General features: G+C 44.7%; 12 protein-coding genes. 6 read left to right on the top strand and 6 right to left on the bottom strand.

The window, feature by feature from the left end; all coding sequences use genetic code 11:
• Positions 1-352: 352 nt before the first annotated feature.
• The 6 genes from O9X84_RS04005 to O9X84_RS04030 form a co-directional block, all read right to left on the bottom strand.
• The gene (locus O9X84_RS04005; protein WP_269518288.1) at positions 353-1,585 is read right to left on the bottom strand and encodes an MFS transporter; all 1,233 of its coding nucleotides are present in this window, start codon (positions 1,583-1,585) and stop codon (positions 353-355) included.
• A gap of 798 nt (positions 1,586-2,383) precedes the next feature.
• Positions 2,384-4,525, bottom strand: a complete 2,142-nt coding sequence (locus O9X84_RS04010) for a TonB-dependent receptor domain-containing protein (RefSeq protein WP_269518289.1) — start codon at positions 4,523-4,525, stop codon at positions 2,384-2,386.
• Positions 4,526-4,604: 79 nt separating this feature from the next.
• Entirely contained in the window at positions 4,605-5,000 is a 396-nt protein-coding gene (locus tag O9X84_RS04015) for a hypothetical protein (RefSeq protein ID WP_269518290.1), read from the bottom strand.
• 275 nt (positions 5,001-5,275) lie between these two features.
• Entirely contained in the window at positions 5,276-6,841 is a 1,566-nt protein-coding gene (locus tag O9X84_RS04020) for a sugar porter family MFS transporter (protein WP_269518291.1), read from the bottom strand.
• A gap of 1 nt (position 6,842) precedes the next feature.
• Entirely contained in the window at positions 6,843-7,844 is a 1,002-nt protein-coding gene (locus tag O9X84_RS04025) for a LacI family DNA-binding transcriptional regulator (protein ID WP_269518292.1), read from the bottom strand.
• 26 nt (positions 7,845-7,870) lie between these two features.
• Entirely contained in the window at positions 7,871-9,223 is a 1,353-nt protein-coding gene (locus O9X84_RS04030; RefSeq protein WP_269518293.1) for a GH1 family beta-glucosidase, read from the bottom strand.
• Positions 9,224-9,428: 205 nt separating this feature from the next.
• On the opposite strand from O9X84_RS04030, the gene O9X84_RS04035 reads away from it, so the two are divergent.
• The 6 genes from O9X84_RS04035 to O9X84_RS04060 all read left to right on the top strand — a co-directional run bounded on the left by O9X84_RS04035 (position 9,429) and on the right by O9X84_RS04060 (position 17,742).
• Positions 9,429-10,685 carry a sugar MFS transporter gene (locus tag O9X84_RS04035; RefSeq protein WP_032097678.1) on the top strand — a complete coding sequence of 419 codons (1,257 nt, stop codon included), beginning with the start codon at positions 9,429-9,431 and terminating at the stop codon, positions 10,683-10,685.
• 9 nt (positions 10,686-10,694) lie between these two features.
• Positions 10,695-13,274 carry a glycoside hydrolase family 3 protein gene (locus O9X84_RS04040; protein ID WP_269518294.1) on the top strand — a complete coding sequence of 860 codons (2,580 nt, stop codon included), beginning with the start codon at positions 10,695-10,697 and terminating at the stop codon, positions 13,272-13,274.
• Positions 13,275-13,643: 369 nt separating this feature from the next.
• Positions 13,644-14,318: a CsgG/HfaB family protein gene (locus tag O9X84_RS04045; RefSeq protein WP_269518405.1), complete on the top strand. Its 675-nt coding sequence runs from the start codon at positions 13,644-13,646 to the stop codon at positions 14,316-14,318.
• 2 nt (positions 14,319-14,320) lie between these two features.
• A complete protein-coding gene (locus O9X84_RS04050; RefSeq protein ID WP_269518295.1) occupies positions 14,321-14,665 on the top strand; it encodes a DUF4810 domain-containing protein in 345 nt (114 codons plus the stop codon).
• Positions 14,666-14,668: 3 nt separating this feature from the next.
• On the top strand, positions 14,669-15,343 hold the full coding sequence (locus O9X84_RS04055; RefSeq protein ID WP_269518296.1) for a DUF799 domain-containing protein: 675 nt from the start codon (positions 14,669-14,671) through the stop codon (positions 15,341-15,343).
• A gap of 314 nt (positions 15,344-15,657) precedes the next feature.
• Entirely contained in the window at positions 15,658-17,742 is a 2,085-nt protein-coding gene (locus tag O9X84_RS04060; RefSeq protein WP_269518297.1) for a TonB-dependent receptor, read from the top strand.
• The last annotated feature ends 79 nt before the right edge of the window (positions 17,743-17,821 follow it).

Genomic DNA, 17,821 nt, shown 5'->3' on the forward strand with positions numbered 1-17,821 from the left:
GAATTCGCTGCACAGAAGGGGGAAATACGGCTTGTTTTGGTTACTTCTGCAAGGCGCGGACAATAAAGCTAATTCAATTCAACTTTATAGAAAACGCTAAAAAAGGAAACAAATAGAAAAAGAGAGGGGATAAAAACAGGAAAGGTAGAAAAGAAAAAGGGGCATAATGCCCCTTAAAAAACACAATATCACTTGGAAAACACATACACACTACATAAAACCGAACACTCAACGACTTCATGTATAAGTAAGAGAGCAAATTTTAGAAAAGGTTCCACATTTTTTAAAATTTATTTCCCTAAACACATTGTTAAATAAACATTCGTTGATGTTGCGCCAGCAAGTATCGTGTTTAATGGTCTGCAGACTGCTTTATTCTGCGAAGCGTTATTAAAACCACGCTTGAAATAAGTGCCATGAGTATACTTGCTGCAGCAAATGGCAAGGCAATGTTTACTTGATAAAGCGTTGCCGCGAGGGGCGGGCCTACAATATATCCCATTGCCGTTGTTGCGGTAATTAAACCGGTAATTGATGACTGCTGCGACGGTGAGCAATACGTAGTTGCTGCTGCAGCAAGAGAGGGGTAGGCCATGCCCATACCTACGCCCATAATTGCCATACCCAGATAAGAGACTGTAAAACTTTTCTGTAAAAACAGAACTAGGTAAGCCAAGGATAGCAGCGGTAGTGCTATCGACATCATGCTTTCTTTGCTTATGCGAGCTTTTTGCACCACAGTAAACTGTACGGTGAGTGAGGTAACTGCGCTCATCATCATTGCAAAACCCACTAACTGTGCGGCTTCAACAGGGTTTTTGGCGTAAAAATCGATAAAGAAGAATCCCATGGTTTGTTGCATCATTGCCATTGCTGCAAACACACATACGCAGCTAGCAACAAAAATATAGGGTAAACGTGTTGGGTTATCTTCCACTGCGTTTTGCGATTGAGTCTGTTCTTCTGAAGATTGCGGCGGTAATACAGGTAGCTTAAAAACGACTAATATAAGTGCCAACATTGTTAAAATGACGATGCTATAGAGGGGGGCGAGCAATCCAAAGCCCACAAGCAGCCCCGCATAGGCAGGGCCTATAATTTGGCCAACATTACTGGCAGAGGTGACTTTACTTATAGCGCTTACACGCCCTGCGGCTGAGCTAATCGCCACCGCATAGCCCACGGCAGATGGAGGCGTCGCTGACATAATAGTAGATTGCAGACTGCGGCTAATAAGTAGTGCCAAAAATAGGTTTGTTCCGCTGATGATGCCGGAAAAACCTGCCATCCAAGCACTTGCAAAAGCAAACGTTCCTGCACTATATCCTGCAAGCCCAACAATTAGGATGCGTTTAAACCCAGCTCGCCGCGCTATTTTGCTCCACACATTGGTGCCAATAGCAAAGATGAGTGCAGAGCTCGACATTATTGTAGCGATATGAAATTCAGATAGATTAGCTTCTCGCCCCATTGACGGTAACGTAGCAAGCATAACGCTTTGCCCCACCGATGTAGCAAGGAGCGCACAAAACAGAACTCTGAATACGATTGCCGACGAGGGCTGTAACCTTGATGAAGACGGCAAAAGAGGGGATACCTAACAAAAATTCTACACCCTATTATGGTATCACGAAGTCATGGTGTTACTTAATTTAGGACAAAAAAATACCCGCCAAAGGCGGGCAAAAATCAGAGTTGTGTAAAGACCGGGATGGGTCTTGGGGGGGAGAGGCTAGTCGTCTAGTGACAACTCGTTGATCATACACGGGGTACATACCAACGTCCTCGTTATGGTTTCGCTGAAGTAACACACAGTCTTCAACGATACCAAATAAGTTACAATCCCTTGCTAGATACGACGTCAATGTCGATACTTTCGATGAGGGTACTGAAAAAAGGTTATTTCACATTCCATATTAAATAAGCCCTTTGCATCCTGCTCAGTTTTGTTGAGTTATTCCAAACTCAACCGCACCATCGATCAGTCGCATAACGAACATTCAGTGTCCTAAAGCATAGTTCGGTTCAATCCATTTATCCGTGGTTGACACATTCCTTTTAATCGTGACAATTGTCTACCTACCAAACTTGCTTTTACGTAATATGGACTCTCCGTTTCAAAAGCCTTCCTGGCTTCACATTACGCTCATACCTTATCCGTTAGTATAATATATGCTTGAACTGTGCCAGCTTTCTCTTTCAGCTTTTAAATTGTTTATGCATCTGTTTTATAAGTGTTTTTTGGTTATTCTTGGCCTTTTTGATAATTTCCAAGTGAGACGCGAAAATTACTGAGTGTAAAATTTTCTTAATGTGTGAAGCTTTTTACACTCACTTGAACCAGTTAACCCTCCATCACCATTACATTTAGTAAGGCAAGTTATCAGTAGCGATAGCTAATCGATATCTGCCATTCGCGCCCAGGATTGGGCACCTTGTCACCAATCGCAACGTCAGACTGCATAACGCGATTTACTCCTGCCGTATGCGGGGCGTAAAATTTATCAAACAGGTTGTTTATTTGAGCGGTTAGCTGAACGTTTCGGTGAAGTTGCCACTGAGTGGATAAATGCAGCAAGCCATAGCCTGGTGTGCTGTCCTCGTTTTGTAAGGACGATGTATGACTTTGTCTTCCTACCAACTCAGAGGTAATGCTCATCGTCGTTGGTATTGTAAAAGCCGCGGTCTGCCAATCTATGGTTGTTAAAAGGCGCTCAGGGGCTATGCGAAACAATGCGTCATCAATGTCGTCGCGATTACCGTGTTGTATACTTAGTACCGTGCTAAGTGAAACCGTGTCCGAAAGCTGCCCGTTAACAGTAACATCGGCCCCCGTTATCACTGCATCAGTGTTACTCCATATAAAGGGTGCACTGCCAGACATCATAGTAGAGAACATATTTGCCGCCATGTTCGATGAAGGCGTGCCGGCAATATAATTCTCTATGTCTTGGTAAAACAGACGAGGTGAGATTTGCCACGATGCCATGGTGTAATCGATGCCTATCTCAAATTGCCGTGCAGTTTCGTTTTCTAACTCAAGATTGCCAATGTAGTTAAACCCATCCGCAAGCCCGCCAGTAATGCCAAGTGGCAGCCAAGTAAAACGTTCAAAAAACGTGGGCGCTCTATTTTTTTGCGACACACCTAGCACTATGTCGATGTTATTGTTTACGTGGTAAAAAACAGACGCTGCTACATCAACCATATGATAGGTTTTACTGCGCGGGCCATTGTTAAAGTTTTCAGCCAAGGAAGCAACGGCATCATTCATCATAGTCAGACTCGAGGCTACTGCATCTGCATCCATGTTAACTCTGCTGTAGCGAAGGCCAATTAGCGAAGACATAGTATTGGATGAATAATCCCATTCTGCGAATGCACTGGTGGTACTGCGGGTGCTGCTAGTAAAATTATCAATAAAGAACATAGGGTTGTTAGGGTTAGAAATGACAGAGTTATTACGCCCCTTATGAAGGTTTACTCCCAACCGCAGTTCACCGTCTATCCATGGCGTAACAAATGTAGTATCGAGGCCTTGCGCCACTGCGTCGGTTGTATTTAAGCGAGCCATGTTGGCCATCATCAGTGGCCGCTGAGAAAAGTTGTCCATAATGTGCTGATTACTGTTTCCAAACACATTGGCGGTAAGGTAAGTGTTGGTATCTGCGTTGTAGCGATAACCTAGGCGATACCATGCGGCATCTATAAAGGTTATATCCATGGCTAGCGCTGGCGTGCCGCTTTCGTTTGTATTCAGCCACTGGTAGCTTGCATCAAATTGATGCTGCCCCATTTGATGTCCTATACGCAACTTACCGCCATTTCGTTGATAGTTACTGTTGGGTATTGCTTTACCGTTTCCAGACTCACGATCTGCCCGCTGCTGATGCATAAAGGTGCCGCTGAAGAAGCTGTCTTGGCTGGCATAAAATGCATTTCCTTGATACTGCTGAGCAGAGCCAGACCCCATTGCGCTTGCACTGATATTGCCTTGAAACCCATCGTCGATAGAAAACAGCGCATCAGCTGGCGAGGCTATGTTTACCTGGCCTGCGAGTGTTTGTACTCCTGCACTCACGGGCACAATGCCGCGGTATAAAGTAGCAATTAACCCTGGCTCAGGCAGCACATGGGAAAGAGGCGAGTCCATTGCATTGGGGCCTGCTCCAACAATGTTGACACCATCAACAGATATACCTACTCGGTCGCCAAACAAGCCTCGATACTGAATGAGTGCAGTAACGGGGCCGTTGCGGGCTATCGATAAACCCGGAAGCGTGCTGAGTTGGTCGCCAAAATCTGCATCCATGTTTGTTTGTGGTGTAATTGACTCACTTTTCTGAGAGCGTAAGGGCGAACCGATGACGGTAATAATTTCGGTGGATGCCGATGCGGGCGCGCTCTCTTCTTGAGAAAGCGTGCTGCTTTTATCAAGACTGCGGTGGAGGTTGTTGTTAGCGGCGTAGCTTGAGTACGACAAGCCGATGCTCGCCACAGCAAGCGCAATTGCGGATAATTTCATAATACTTCCAAATATTAAATAGAGATGATGCTGTTTGGAATCTACAGACTCTGTGTAAGCAATTTTTTACTAAATGGTGTTATGAAATAGGTGGTGCGCGGCTTAGTGCAGCCGAATAGGCAAAGGCTGTGTAAGGCTGGCGTTGAAGACGAGTTTCAAGCGCCTTGTAGCGAACAAAAAGAGTGTCGATAGTATCGTGTGAAACACCGCTATCACTTGATGGAAGATCTGCCAGTGTACCGTTTGTACAATCGATAGGTTGCGAGTGGTCAAGGGTATCAGGGGTATCTGAAAGTGCTGGAAAGTCCGGGGAGTCAAGGTTGACATAAACAAATTCGCCTTTCAGTTGAGTTTGGCTCACCGAAATGTAGCGCATGTTCTTGCCGGTACAAATTAGCTCTATGTCCTCGCTTGCAAGAAGCTGTGCCTGTTGCATTGAAAACGCAGCAAGACCCAGTGCCAATGCATTTTGCATTAGCAATGATAAGCACAACAGCGTGGTAAGCGTAAAACGAATAATGTTGTCGTCCCCCCAAATGTTTCAGTTATCCTACCGCTTTTTACAGAAAGCCGTCTACAGGCAAATGATAAAACTGAGCTAGGGCTGGTTTATATGTGTTGCCGACGGCGCTGTCTATTGATAAGCATGTGGTGTTAGAAGAAGCGAATGCAGAAAACACAGGGTTGCACGAGCGCCAGTTGGCGTAAATTGGTTTGCTTTCTTTACGGCTACGTAATGAGAGTTTAGTTTTATCTAACCTCAAACGACTCGGTAATTTGCTCTAAGGTTTTCCCCTTAGTTTCAGGGAAGTATTTAATGACCAATACTAAGCTTACTAGGGCAAAAATACCGTAGGAGAAAAAGGTCGCTGCTGCGCCTAAATTCATTAACTCCCAAGGAAAAACAAGCTGTACTAAAAAGCTGGTGAGTGAATTAATCACGCCCACAAGAGATATGGCAATAGCCCGGGTTTGATTAGGGAATATTTCCGCTAGCATGGCCCACATTACAGGGCCAAGGGAAACAGCAAAAGACGCCACGAAGGCGATAATGCCAAATAGCACTAAGGGCGCGTTCATAGTAATGCTGCTGTTGAGTATATTCTGCTGGTGGGTGTCATATTCAGGGGTAGTCAGCGTAGCCTGCAGGCTCTGTTTAAAGGTGACGTCTGAGTAGTACACCACATCTTTTATCTCTGTGAGCTTGGCAGCAAGCTGCTGGTCTGTTTGCTGTATTACTGCAATATCGCTGCTGTCAATTTCATACACTGCCTGTTTAAAGCCGTAGGCACATACCGTCATGCTAATAGCAACACCGCAAAGGCCAATAATAAGCAGCGGCTTTCTGCCCCATTTATCGATGGTTAACATGGCAACCACGGTAAACGCGACGTTCACTAGGCCAATCCAAACCGCTTGCATAAATGCAGCGTCGGTACCTACACCACTTTGTTCAAAAATAGTGGGGGCGTAAAAGAAAATGACGTTGATGCCGGTAATTTGTTGAGCAATGGCGATGGTAATACCAATAAACAATGGATAACGCATCGATTTAACGGTGAGAGAGCCAAGCCGCTCTTTTAACGACCAGCTCTTTTCTGACAGCGATGAGTAAATTTCATCAAGCTGCATTTTTGCTTCACATGGGTCGAAAAGCGTAGATATTGACTGCTTGGCTTCGTCGGTTTTCCCTTTCAGCATGAGCCAGCGAGGGCTTTTAGGTACAAAGAAAAGCAGGGTAAACCAGAGCGCAGCGGGCAGGGTTTCAAGTCCTAGCATGTAGCGCCAAGTATGGGTATCAATGCCAAGCTCTTTTACCCAAGTCAATTCACTGTTGCTGAGCTGCAAGAAATAATAGTTACTGAAGTAGGACAGGGCGAAGCCAAGCACGATATTCAGTTGGTTCACCGACACCATTTTGCCGCGGTGTTTAGCCGCGCTAATTTCAGAAATATATACTGGTGCAATAATTAACGAGCAAAACGCAATACCGCCAATGAAGCGTGCAGCAACCAATAGCACATAGTTTGGTGCCAATGCTGAGCAAATGGCCGAGATAAAATACAGTAGTGCAACAATAATAAGTGATTTACGTCTACCGATAGCGTCGCTTATTGCGCCCGCAAACAGCATGGCAAACAATGCGCCAAGGGTAGGAGAGCTAACAACAAAGCCCTGTTGCCAGTCGCTTAAGCCAAATTCAACGTCAATAAAGCCAATGGCGCCAGATATTACACTAGCGTCAAAGCCAAATATAAACCCCCCAAGGGAGACGATGAGCGTGTAGTAAAGCGAGGTAGGCACATTTTTTATCATATTAACGTTTGCTCAGTGAATGTCTTTCAACGACTTCAGGCACAAACAAATGCTCAATAGCGTGGTTTATTTTGGTGTTGTAGACATTCTTAAGCACCCAGCGCGCTGCCATTTCGCCAAGGGATTGAATGGGGTTATTGATGGTGGTGAGCTTTGGGTATAAATAACGGGAAAACAGCACGTTATCGAAACCCACGATAGACAGATGCTGTGGAATTTCAAGCCCTGCCTCTCGCGCCGCTGTCATTGCACCAGACGCCATTTCGTCATTGGCGCAGATAAGGGCGGTAATATCAGGAAAGTGCTGCTTCAAATAATGCATGCCCTCTTGCCCCGAGGACTCATGAAAATCACCTTCAAAAATATGGTCGTCTTTTGCTTCAATGCCTGCTTCAGTAAGCGCACGTTTATGCCCAGCTAGGCGATCCCTCGCATCTTTTTTGAATTTGGGGCCGCTAATGTAACCTATCTCTTTGTGCCCCTGCTGTATTGCTGCTTGGGCGGCTAAATACCCCCCTTTTTCGTTATCAACAACAAAGCAATGATCATCCAGTCCGTCTACTTTTCGGTTAATAACCACAACGGGTAGGTCGGATTTGCACAAGGTTGTTAAGTACTCATCTGACACCGCTTCAGCATGCAGTATAAGAGCGTCGCACCGGCGACTTTTCAAAAACTCAATGGCGTCATGCTCACGTTTTTCATCTACGTGTCCGGCAGTAATAATAACGTGTTTACCATACTGCTTTAACGCCTGCTCTACGGTGCTCATTAAGTCGCCGAAGTAAGAACCGTGAAGTTCAGAAACTAATAGGCCCACACTATTGGTTCTATTAGACGCTAGGGACTGCGCAATGGCATTTGGCTGATAGCCTAATTCAGCCATTGCGGTCTCAACTTTTTTACGGGTGCGGTCGCTTACTTTTGTGTTTCCATTCATAACGCGGGAAACGGTAGCAAGTGAAACGCCGGCTGCTTCTGAAACTTCGTATATAGTTGCCATGTTGTGAGGTACTTATCCTTTTTTTCTTATCCCGCTAATGTAACATTAACTCTACGGTTGACCAGTTTTTGATAGGCAATACCACTTTGTTTTACGGTTCTTTTTTGAGTGTCGTAGTCTACATACACAATGCCAAATCGTTTTGTATAGCCCAGCGCCCACTCAAAATTATCCATCAGGCTCCACGCGAAATACCCTTTAATATCCACACCTGCATTGATGGCAATGTGTACGGCGTTGAGGTGGGAGTTGAAGTATTCGATTCGGTCGGTATCTTCGACTTTGCCTCCTTTCATTTCATCATCCATGGCAGCGCCGTTTTCGGTAATGTAGATAGGGGGCAGTGAATATCGCTGGTGTAAATCTATTAATAGCTCAGTAAAGGCACCGGGAGTAATTTCCCACCCCATCGCCGTAAGGGGAACCCCTTTAGGCTCTACTACATCAAACCAACCATTTTCTGTGGATTTATATACGGTGCGCGTATAAAAGTTAATGCCCAAGAAATCTATTGGTTGAGAGATAATGTCCATGTCACCCTCGAGAATATCCGGCTGTTGCTCTATGGGCAGCTGGTCGCACACATCCGGGTAGGTGCCTTCAATAATAGGCTGTAAATACCAACGATTATGATATTCATCGGCAAGCTTTGCGGCTAACTTATCGGCTGGTGATTCTGTGGCACTGTGACAAGTAGAAAAGTTAAGCACAATACCATTTAAGCTGCTAGGGCATTTCTCGCGAAGCACCTTCATACCCAGACCATGTGCTAACAGCAAATGGTGCGCAGATTTTCTGCCGTTGGCCACACCCGTCTTGCCTGGTGCATGAACCCCGAGTTCGTAGCCTAGGTACGCTGAGCAAAATGGTTCGTTTAAGGTAGCGTAAGAATACACTTTATCACCTAACGCACTGGCTACTATGTCAGTGTAATGCGCAAAGGCTGTGGCTGTTTCTCTATTTAACCATCCGCCTTTTTCTTCTAAATACTGAGGAAGATCCCAGTGATACAAGGTGACGAATACTTTGATGTTGCGTTTGACTAACTCGTCAACCAAGTTTACGTAAAACTGCATGCCGATATGGTTGATAGTTCCATCGCTGTTAACCACCCTAGGCCATGAGATTGAGAGTCGATATGCATCAACTCCTAACCCTGCGATGAGTGCAACATCCTCCTGCCATTTTTCCACATGTTGACACGCAATATCACCATTGGAGTTGTCTTCAATGGTGTTATTTTGTGAACAAAATGTGTCCCAAATTGAGTCTAGTCGCCCGCTTCTATCACCCTCTATTTGAAAGCTTGAGGTGGCTACGCCGTATAAAAAGTCCTTTGATAACAAAAAGGAGTCGGCGGGCAGCGTAATTTTTTGCATCTTCTCGTGTCCTAGGCTTAACAAACCGCAGTAGCTCGGTTGTTATTCATAAATCAAAAATAACATCATTTTTACATTGAATTCAGCAACGCTTCATGTAATTATTTACTCAAATGTAAGCGCTTACAAAGAGTCTGCAAATTTATGTAAGCGCTTTCAAATGTTAATTTATCATTAATTACAAAAATAGCAATAGAGGTTATCAGTGGACATACCATCGCAAGCTGAATCACAACCAATGAACAGTGCGGCGCCAAACGGTAATTATCGTTTTGCTCTCATTTCATTAACAACGTTATTTTTCATGTGGGGATTTATTACCTGCCTGAATGATATTCTTATTCCTTATTTGAAAGGTGCGTTTAACCTCACTTTTACACAAGCAATGCTTATCCAGTTTTGCTTTTTTAGTGCGTATTTTATTGTCTCGTTACCCGCTGGTGCAATCGTCTCTAGAATTGGCTACCAAAAAGGCATTGTATTGGGGCTTGGCATAGCCTGTTTGGGATGCATATTGTTCTATCCCGCTGCAGAGAGCCAAATATATGGTGTATTCCTGCTGGCCTTATTTGTGTTGGCATCCGGTATTACCATTTTGCAAGTATCAGCAAATCCGTATGTCACTGCGTTAGGCGACCCAAAAACTGCCTCCTCTCGTCTTACTATGACACAAGCATTTAATTCACTTGGCACCACAGTAGCGCCTTTCTTTGGTTCGTATTTAATGTACGGTGCAACAGGTGAGCACAACGCCGCCACCGCATCGGCTTCTGATGTTCAGATTCCCTACCTTATACTGGCAGCTTCATTGCTATTGCTTGCCCTCGTGTTTTTGTATCTAAAACTGCCTAAGCTTAATCACACCAGCAGTAATACCGGTATCTTCAAAGGTGGCGCGTGGCAGCACAAGCATCTCGTACTCGGGGCAGTCGGTATCTTTATGTACGTGGGCGCTGAAGTGGCTATTGGCAGTATGTTAGTTAACTACCTTGCGAGTCCCTCGGTTGCAGGTTTAACCGAAGCGAAAGCGTCTAAGTTATTGGCGTATTATTGGGGTGGCGCCATGGTAGGTCGCTTTATCGGTGCGTTAATAATGCAAAAAGTGTCTGGTGGTATCGTATTGGCATTTAATTCAGCCATGGCTATCTTTCTCATTGTGCTATCAATATCGACCACGGGACCGCTTGCGTTGTGGACCGTACTTGGTGTGGGTCTGTTCAATTCAATTATGTTTCCTACCATCTTCAGTCTGGCACTTCAGCAGCTTGGTAAGGATACGCCACAGGGCTCAGGCATCTTATGTTTAGCCATTGTGGGCGGCGCTATCATCCCTTTATTCCAGGGTATGTTGGCAGATAGCATCGGAGTGACTATGTCATTCTTGCTACCGGCGTCTTGCTACCTGTATATTGCCTATTACGGTTTGATAGGCAGCCGCGTAACTCAACTGATAAAAGATTAAGGAATCACCATGCGAAATACATTACTCGCTTCAGTCATTGCTGGTGCTTTACTAAGTGGCTGCGCTGAATCTGAAAAAGACGTATCCGTTAATAATGTTGATAGTGCTAACCATAGCAGTTCGCATAAAACTAGCTCAGCTGATACAGGCGCGGCAGCAATATGGCCTAAACTCGACATAGAAGTAAAGCAAGACCCTGCTGTGGAAAAGCAAGTGTCAGACCTTTTATCGCAAATGACCCTTGAGCAAAAAATAGCGCAGATGATCCAACCGGAAATTCGCAATATCACGGTTGAAGAAATGCGTCAGTATGGTTTCGGTTCGTATTTAAATGGGGGTGGTGCCTTTCCAAACAATGATAAGCACGCCACGCCGGACGATTGGGTTGCCCTAGCTGAAAAATTATACCAAGCGTCTATCGATGACAGCCTCGACGGCTCTGTCATTCCAACCATGTGGGGCACAGATGCAGTGCACGGTCACAACAATGTGATTGGCGCGACCTTATTTCCTCATAATATCGGTTTAGGGGCTGCAAAAAATCCAGAATTGGTAGAAAAGATAGCCCACATTACCGCAAAAGAAGTCATGGCAACGGGTATCGATTGGGTATTCGCGCCTACCGTGGCGGTGGTGAGAGATGACCGCTGGGGCCGGACCTATGAGAGTTATTCAGAAGACCCAGCCATTGTGCGCGATTACGCGGCATCGGTAGTTAAAGGGCTTCAAGGGGCGGCTGATAAAGATTTTCTCAGTGACCAACGAGTTATCAGTACGATAAAACACTTTGTGGGTGATGGCGGAACCGTTGGCGGCGACGATCAGGGTGACAATGTTGCTAGCGAACAAGCGTTGTACGATATTCACGCTCAGGGCTATGTGGGTGGTTTAACCGCAGGCGCTCAATCGGTGATGGCGTCGTTTAACAGTTGGAATGGCGCAAAGCTTCACGGCCACAAATATCTACTAACTGATGTGTTAAAAGAGCAAATGGGTTTTGACGGCTTCGTCGTTGGAGATTGGAATGGTCATGGCCAGGTTAAAGGCTGCAGCAACGTTGATTGTGCACAAGCAGTTAACGCTGGCTTGGATATTTTTATGGTTCCTAGCGACTGGAAAGGGGTATATGAATCTACCTTAGCCCACGTTAAAGATGGCGTCATTCCCATGTCACGTATTGATGACGCGGTACGCCGTATTTTGCGAGTAAAAGTGCGAGCGGGTTTGTTTGATAAGCCAAGTCCTGCCAACCGCCCTTTATCTGGCGAACGGTCGCTTATCGGAAACGAAGCGCATCGCGAGGTAGCACGTCAAGCGGTGCGTGAGTCTCTGGTTTTGCTTAAAAATAAGCAGGGTATTCTTCCTTTATCTGGTGCTAAACGCATAGTAGTGGCTGGCGATGCAGCAGACAATATAGGCAAGCAGTCTGGTGGCTGGAGTATTACGTGGCAGGGAACGAACAATACCAACGCTGATTTTCCTGGCGGCTCATCCATATACGACGGCATTAAACACCATGTAGAGGCTGCGGGTGGCGATGTAATGTTGTCTGTTGATGGTAAAATTGCACAAGACGGTAAAGCGCCAGATGTGGCAATTGTAGTATTTGGTGAAGAGCCTTACGCAGAAGGTCACGGTGACAGAGAGACGCTAATTTATCAGTACGGTAATAAAAAAGACCTAGCGCTGCTTGAGCGCTTCAAATCACAGGGTATTCCTGTAGTGTCAATCTTTATCAGCGGTCGCCCTATGTGGGTAAACGCAGAGCTTAACGCATCTGATGCCTTCGTAGCGGCATGGTTGCCTGGTTCAGAGGGCACGGCGGTGGCCGACGTATTATTTGGCAAACAAGACTTTAAAGGTAAGCTTCCTTTCTCATGGCCAGCACAGCCCCAGCAAATTGTGAATATTGGCGACGATACCTACGAGCCACTTTTGCCATACGGGTTTGGCCTTACTTATGCTGACGACAACGTGCTAGCGGATAACTTGAACACCGAGGTCAGCATAAGCAGCGATAACAGTCAGTCCCTTGAAATATTAAACGGAGCGGTGCAGTCGCCTTGGGTGTTATGGCTTTACTCTGGCGATGAGTCGCTTACGGTTAATGCGAGCACCCATAACGTGGGCGCGATTACCTATCGCACTGTGGATAAAGTTGTTCAGGAAGATGCCCGTAAAGTCACCTTTGATGGCAGTGAGTTTGCCGCCATGCGTTTTGCGAGCAAAAGCTTCTTCCGCGAAGACTTGAGTGCTCAGTTACTTAATAAAGCGGCGCTTACTCTAAACATTAATCCCCATAGCGCGGTTGAGGGCTCCCTCACTGTGGGTATGAATTGTGAAGGCGAGGGCGATAAGCCAGGTAGCTGTTCTGCACAACTTGATATTAGCGAACAAGTGAACGCCTTAGAGCAAAACACATGGTCTTCGCTCAGTATCGATTTACAGTGTTTTGTGAATGCAGGTATCGACTTTACCGGTCTTGTGATTCCGTTTGAACTTGGCAGTTCAGGCAAGGCAAGCATCAGCGTTGCAGATATTCAGTTTACGCCTCAAGTTGCTGAATCGGCAGATATAGTCTGTAAATAGTTGTTAGTGTATCCGACAATCCAAGGGCTGGAATTGTAACATTCCAATTCAGTTATGGTTCTATTTGTAGTTTGAAGGGTACGTTAATTATACCTTTTTATTTATTAACTCAAAAAAGCGATTTGCTAATGCAAGTCGCTTTTTTATTTGTTTTTTCGCAGTGTTACCGCACACTTCAACGGCTTCATCAATAACTCATTTTCTTAGTCTTTTCTCAAATTGTCTAACATCTGCGTGTAAGCCTTACTTGATTTAATGCTGTCGCTTTATTGAATTCAATTGTCATATCTTCAAGAAGGTTAAGTATTGTTATACACTCAACTTCTAGCCAACGTTGCTAGTTCACAAAAAAAAGGGATTCATGTGACAATAATTAAAAATCAAAAATTCATTCCAACAGTTGCTCTCATTGCCATTGTAGGAATCGCGTCAGGGTGTGCCACTACATCATCTAAAGTTGTTGAAACTCCTAAGGTAAATAGCTTTAACACTCAATACAACGGTGAAAAAAGTAAGCTCGTTGTCGGTCAGTTTGTTAATCGCTCTAACTTCCAAAACGGGATATTTTCTAACGGGCTAGATAGACTTGGTAATCAAGCAAAAACTGCACTAATGAGTCATCTTCAACAGACAAACCGGTTCAGCGTTTTAGACAGAGATAACATGGCATTACTTGCTGAAGAAGCAGGTCGTACAGGCACGCAGCAGAGTATTGCCGGTGCAAAGTTTGTTATCACTGGTGATGTGACTGAATTTGGAAGAAAGGCGATTGGCGATAAGCAACTATTCGGGCTTTTAGGAAAAGGTAAGTCACAAATTGCCTATGCCAAAGTGACGCTAAACGTTGTTAATGTAACTACGTCTGAGGTTGTGTATTCGGTAGCTGGGGCTGGCGAATATAGCTTATCGGAAAGAGAAGTGATTGGATTCGGCAGTACCGCAAGCTACGACGCAACACTCAACGGTAAGGTGCTAGACTTGGCAATTAGAGAATCAGTCAACAATCTTGTAAATGGCATTGAGTCGGGCGCATGGACACTGTAAAAATGAAAAACCTATTAATATCTTTTGCGTTTATTTTAACGGTAACTGGATGCAAAACCACAGAGCCTTTGTATTACTACGGAGACTATACTACTGCTGTGTATAGCTACTTAAAGGCTGAAGACACAACGTTAGAAGAGCAAATATCAGCACTTGAAAAGACCATTGAATTAGCGGCTGCAAATGGGCGAAATATAGCTCCTGGCGTTCACGCCCATTTAGGCATGCTTTATTTTGAAACGGGTAATCCCCAGCTTGGAGCTTCTCATTTTGAGCAAGAAAAACAGCTTTTTCCTGAATCATCACACTATATAGAGTTTCTTTTAAACTCTGCACAAGGAGCATAAAATATGATTTTGCGTTTACTCATAGCGATTGCTCTTGTTACGTCGCTAACCGCGTGCGTTAACATGCCCCCAGCTCATGATTACACTGCGTTCAAAGCTGCTAATCCAGAGTCTGTTTTGATTTTGCCACCAGTCAACAACACGCCTGAGGTTATAGCGCCTTTTAGCGTTATGACACGATTAGCTACGCCTATCTCTGAGTCTGGTTTTTATGTATTTCCAGTGGCGCTAGTTAATCAAACCTTTACCAACAATGGTTTAACCGAGGCCACCGATATCCATGCGGTTGATACGTCAAAACTCAATGAAATTTTTGGCGCCGACACTGCGCTGTATGTATCCATTGAAGACTATGGAACCAGCTATGTTGTGATTTCTAGTGAAACTAGAGTAACCGTATCAGCTTCTCTTGTTGACCTTAGAACAAACCAGATGCTATGGACTGGAAAGGCAACTGCGTCGAGTGCTGAACAGCAAAATGCTAATAGTGGTGGGCTTGTAGGTATGCTTGTACAAGCAGCCGTTAGTCAAATATTTGAAACAGTAACGGACAGAGGCTTTGATATCGCTGCCATGACCTCTACACGACTACTATCTGCAACCAGCTATAACGGACTGCTTTATGGCCCTCGCTCACCTAATTATGGACAACCAGTACCAAGTGAAAAAGCGAAATAACATTCGCTAAAATAGAAAAGCATCGCCGCTCGGTATTCAATCCGTAGTGGCGATTCTTGTTTCTTACCCTCAGTTTTTTCACAAACCCTCACATCAGCCACGTCTTTTCCATTAATCATTATTAAAAATATCACTGCATCACTCGCAAATGCGACTCGTTTCCATTATCATCAGCAATATAAATGGTAATTATTCCTATTAACATTAAAAGACGCATTCAACGCGCAATGTTAATTGTGTAAGTCAACAAGGGGTAAGCCCTTGCTGCATGCCAGAAACACACATAAAACTTGTAGAACACGTGGAGAATTATAGTGAAATTTAAACTTACGACTATTGCTACAGCCGTAATGTTAAGTCCTGCTGCCCTAGGTGTGGCAATGGAAGATATTGAAAGACTTACCGTTGAAGGGAAGTACCTTTCGGTAAACCAGTCTAACTCTATAAAGAGTCCAACACCTATTCTTGATGTGCCGCAAAGCTTATCTATTATGACGGCAGAAGAAATTACTGCCCGTGGTATTACAAGCGTGGGCCAAATTATCGATTACACTCCTGGGGTAAATACCTCTCAGGGCGAAGGACATCGTGATTCTGTTGTGTTTCGTGGTGTGCGCTCGACAGCCGATTTTTATATAGACGGTAACCGTGACGACGTTCAGTACTACCGTGCGCTGTATAATGTTGAGCAAGTAGAAATTTTACGCGGCCCGAATGCCTTATTATTTGGTCGTGGCGGTACGGGCGGTATTCTAAATCGCGTTTCTAAGAAAGCGACTATCGATCAGCAGTTTGTAAACTACAACGTATCTGCGAATACCTTTGGTGCTTACAATTTACAGCTTGATACTAACATCGACACTGGTGAAGATTCTGCAGTAAGAATCAATGCCATGTATGAAAGCTTGGATAACCATCGCGACTTTTTCGATGGCGATCGTTATGGTTTTAACCCCACAGCGCGCTTTCAGTTAAGCGATGACACTATTTTAGATTTATCTTATGAATATATCGATCACGAACGTTTTATCGACCGTGGTATTCCTACAGGTGCAAACGGCGAGCCGGTAGAAGCGTTTGAAAACATTGTATTTGGCGACCCTGAAAATAACTATCAAACCCTAGATGCCGATGTGTTTCGTGCCAATATACAACACAACTTTTCTGACAACCTAAAGGGTAATTTTAACGCCTTTTATGGTAACTACGATAAAGTGTATGCCAACTTCTACGCCGCTGATTTTGCGCCAGAAACGAATGTAGTAACACTTGATGGCTATATTGATGAAACTGAGCGTGAAAATCTTATTCTATCGGCAAACTTAGTCGGTGAGTTTGCAACAGGTAGCATTGAGCACACGGTTATTTTCGGTGGTGAATTTATTAACACCGAATCTGATCAAAATCGTTTAAACCCAGTCTTCGATTCTAATGACGACGACCAAGAAGCGTTCTTGGTGAATCGTCCCTTAGACTTCAGAGGTCTAACAGGGACTAACGCCGCTGGCACCACAGTTACAACTGCATTTTCAGCGCTTAACGACGATACTCGCGTAGATTTAGACGTATATTCGTTTTATGTACAAGACGAAATTGCCCTATCTGAAAACTTGGATCTTGTGTTAGGTGCTCGTTTCGACAGCTTCGACATTGAAGTATTTGACGCTCGTCCTGATGTATTAGACACGCGCAACCGCACTGATGAGGAAGTCTCTCCTCGTGCAGGTTTGGTGTACAAGCCGCAAGAAAATATCTCAATTTATGCCAGCTACAGTGAGTCGTTTTTACCACGCAGTGGTGAGCAATACGCCAATATTAACGGCGATGCAGATAGCCTAGACCCTGATACGTTCACCAATCAAGAAATTGGTGTGAAGTGGGATTTCGCTGACAGCATGAGCTTTACAGCAGCGATATTTGAGAATGAGCAAACTTCATTAGATAACGATCCTACCGACCCTGAAGGCTTCATAGAAGTTGATTCTGACGTGTCAGGATTTGAGCTGCAGCTGCAAGGTTACATTACAGATAAGTGGTTTGTTACTGCCAACTACAGCAACTTAGACGGTGAAAATGCCAGTGGCGTTGAGCTTCGTGAGCTTCCCGAAAACACCATGTCGGTATGGACAACGTACCAAGTAAGCGACGTGTTAGGCTTTGGCGTTGGCGCAACCTATCAAGATGAGAGTTTTGTGGTGACTGCTACCGATTCGCCTGTATTACCCAGCTACACGCGTGTGGATGCGTCAGCATACTACGAGCTTAATAATGGCATGCGTTTACAGCTTAATGTGGAAAACTTAACTGACACATTGTACTTCCCGAACGCGCACTCTAGACATCAAGCAACCGTTGGTGCGCCAATTAACGCAAGACTGTCTGTTATTGGGTCGTTCTAACAACTACCGAATAACGCTGACAAAAAAGGCCGTTTCATGTGAATGAAGCGGCCTTTTTTATAGTGTTAGTCTTAAAAGA

The sequence above is a fragment of the Alteromonas sp. BMJM2 genome, from assembly GCF_027257845.1.
Taxonomy (GTDB): Bacteria; Pseudomonadota; Gammaproteobacteria; order Enterobacterales; family Alteromonadaceae; genus Alteromonas.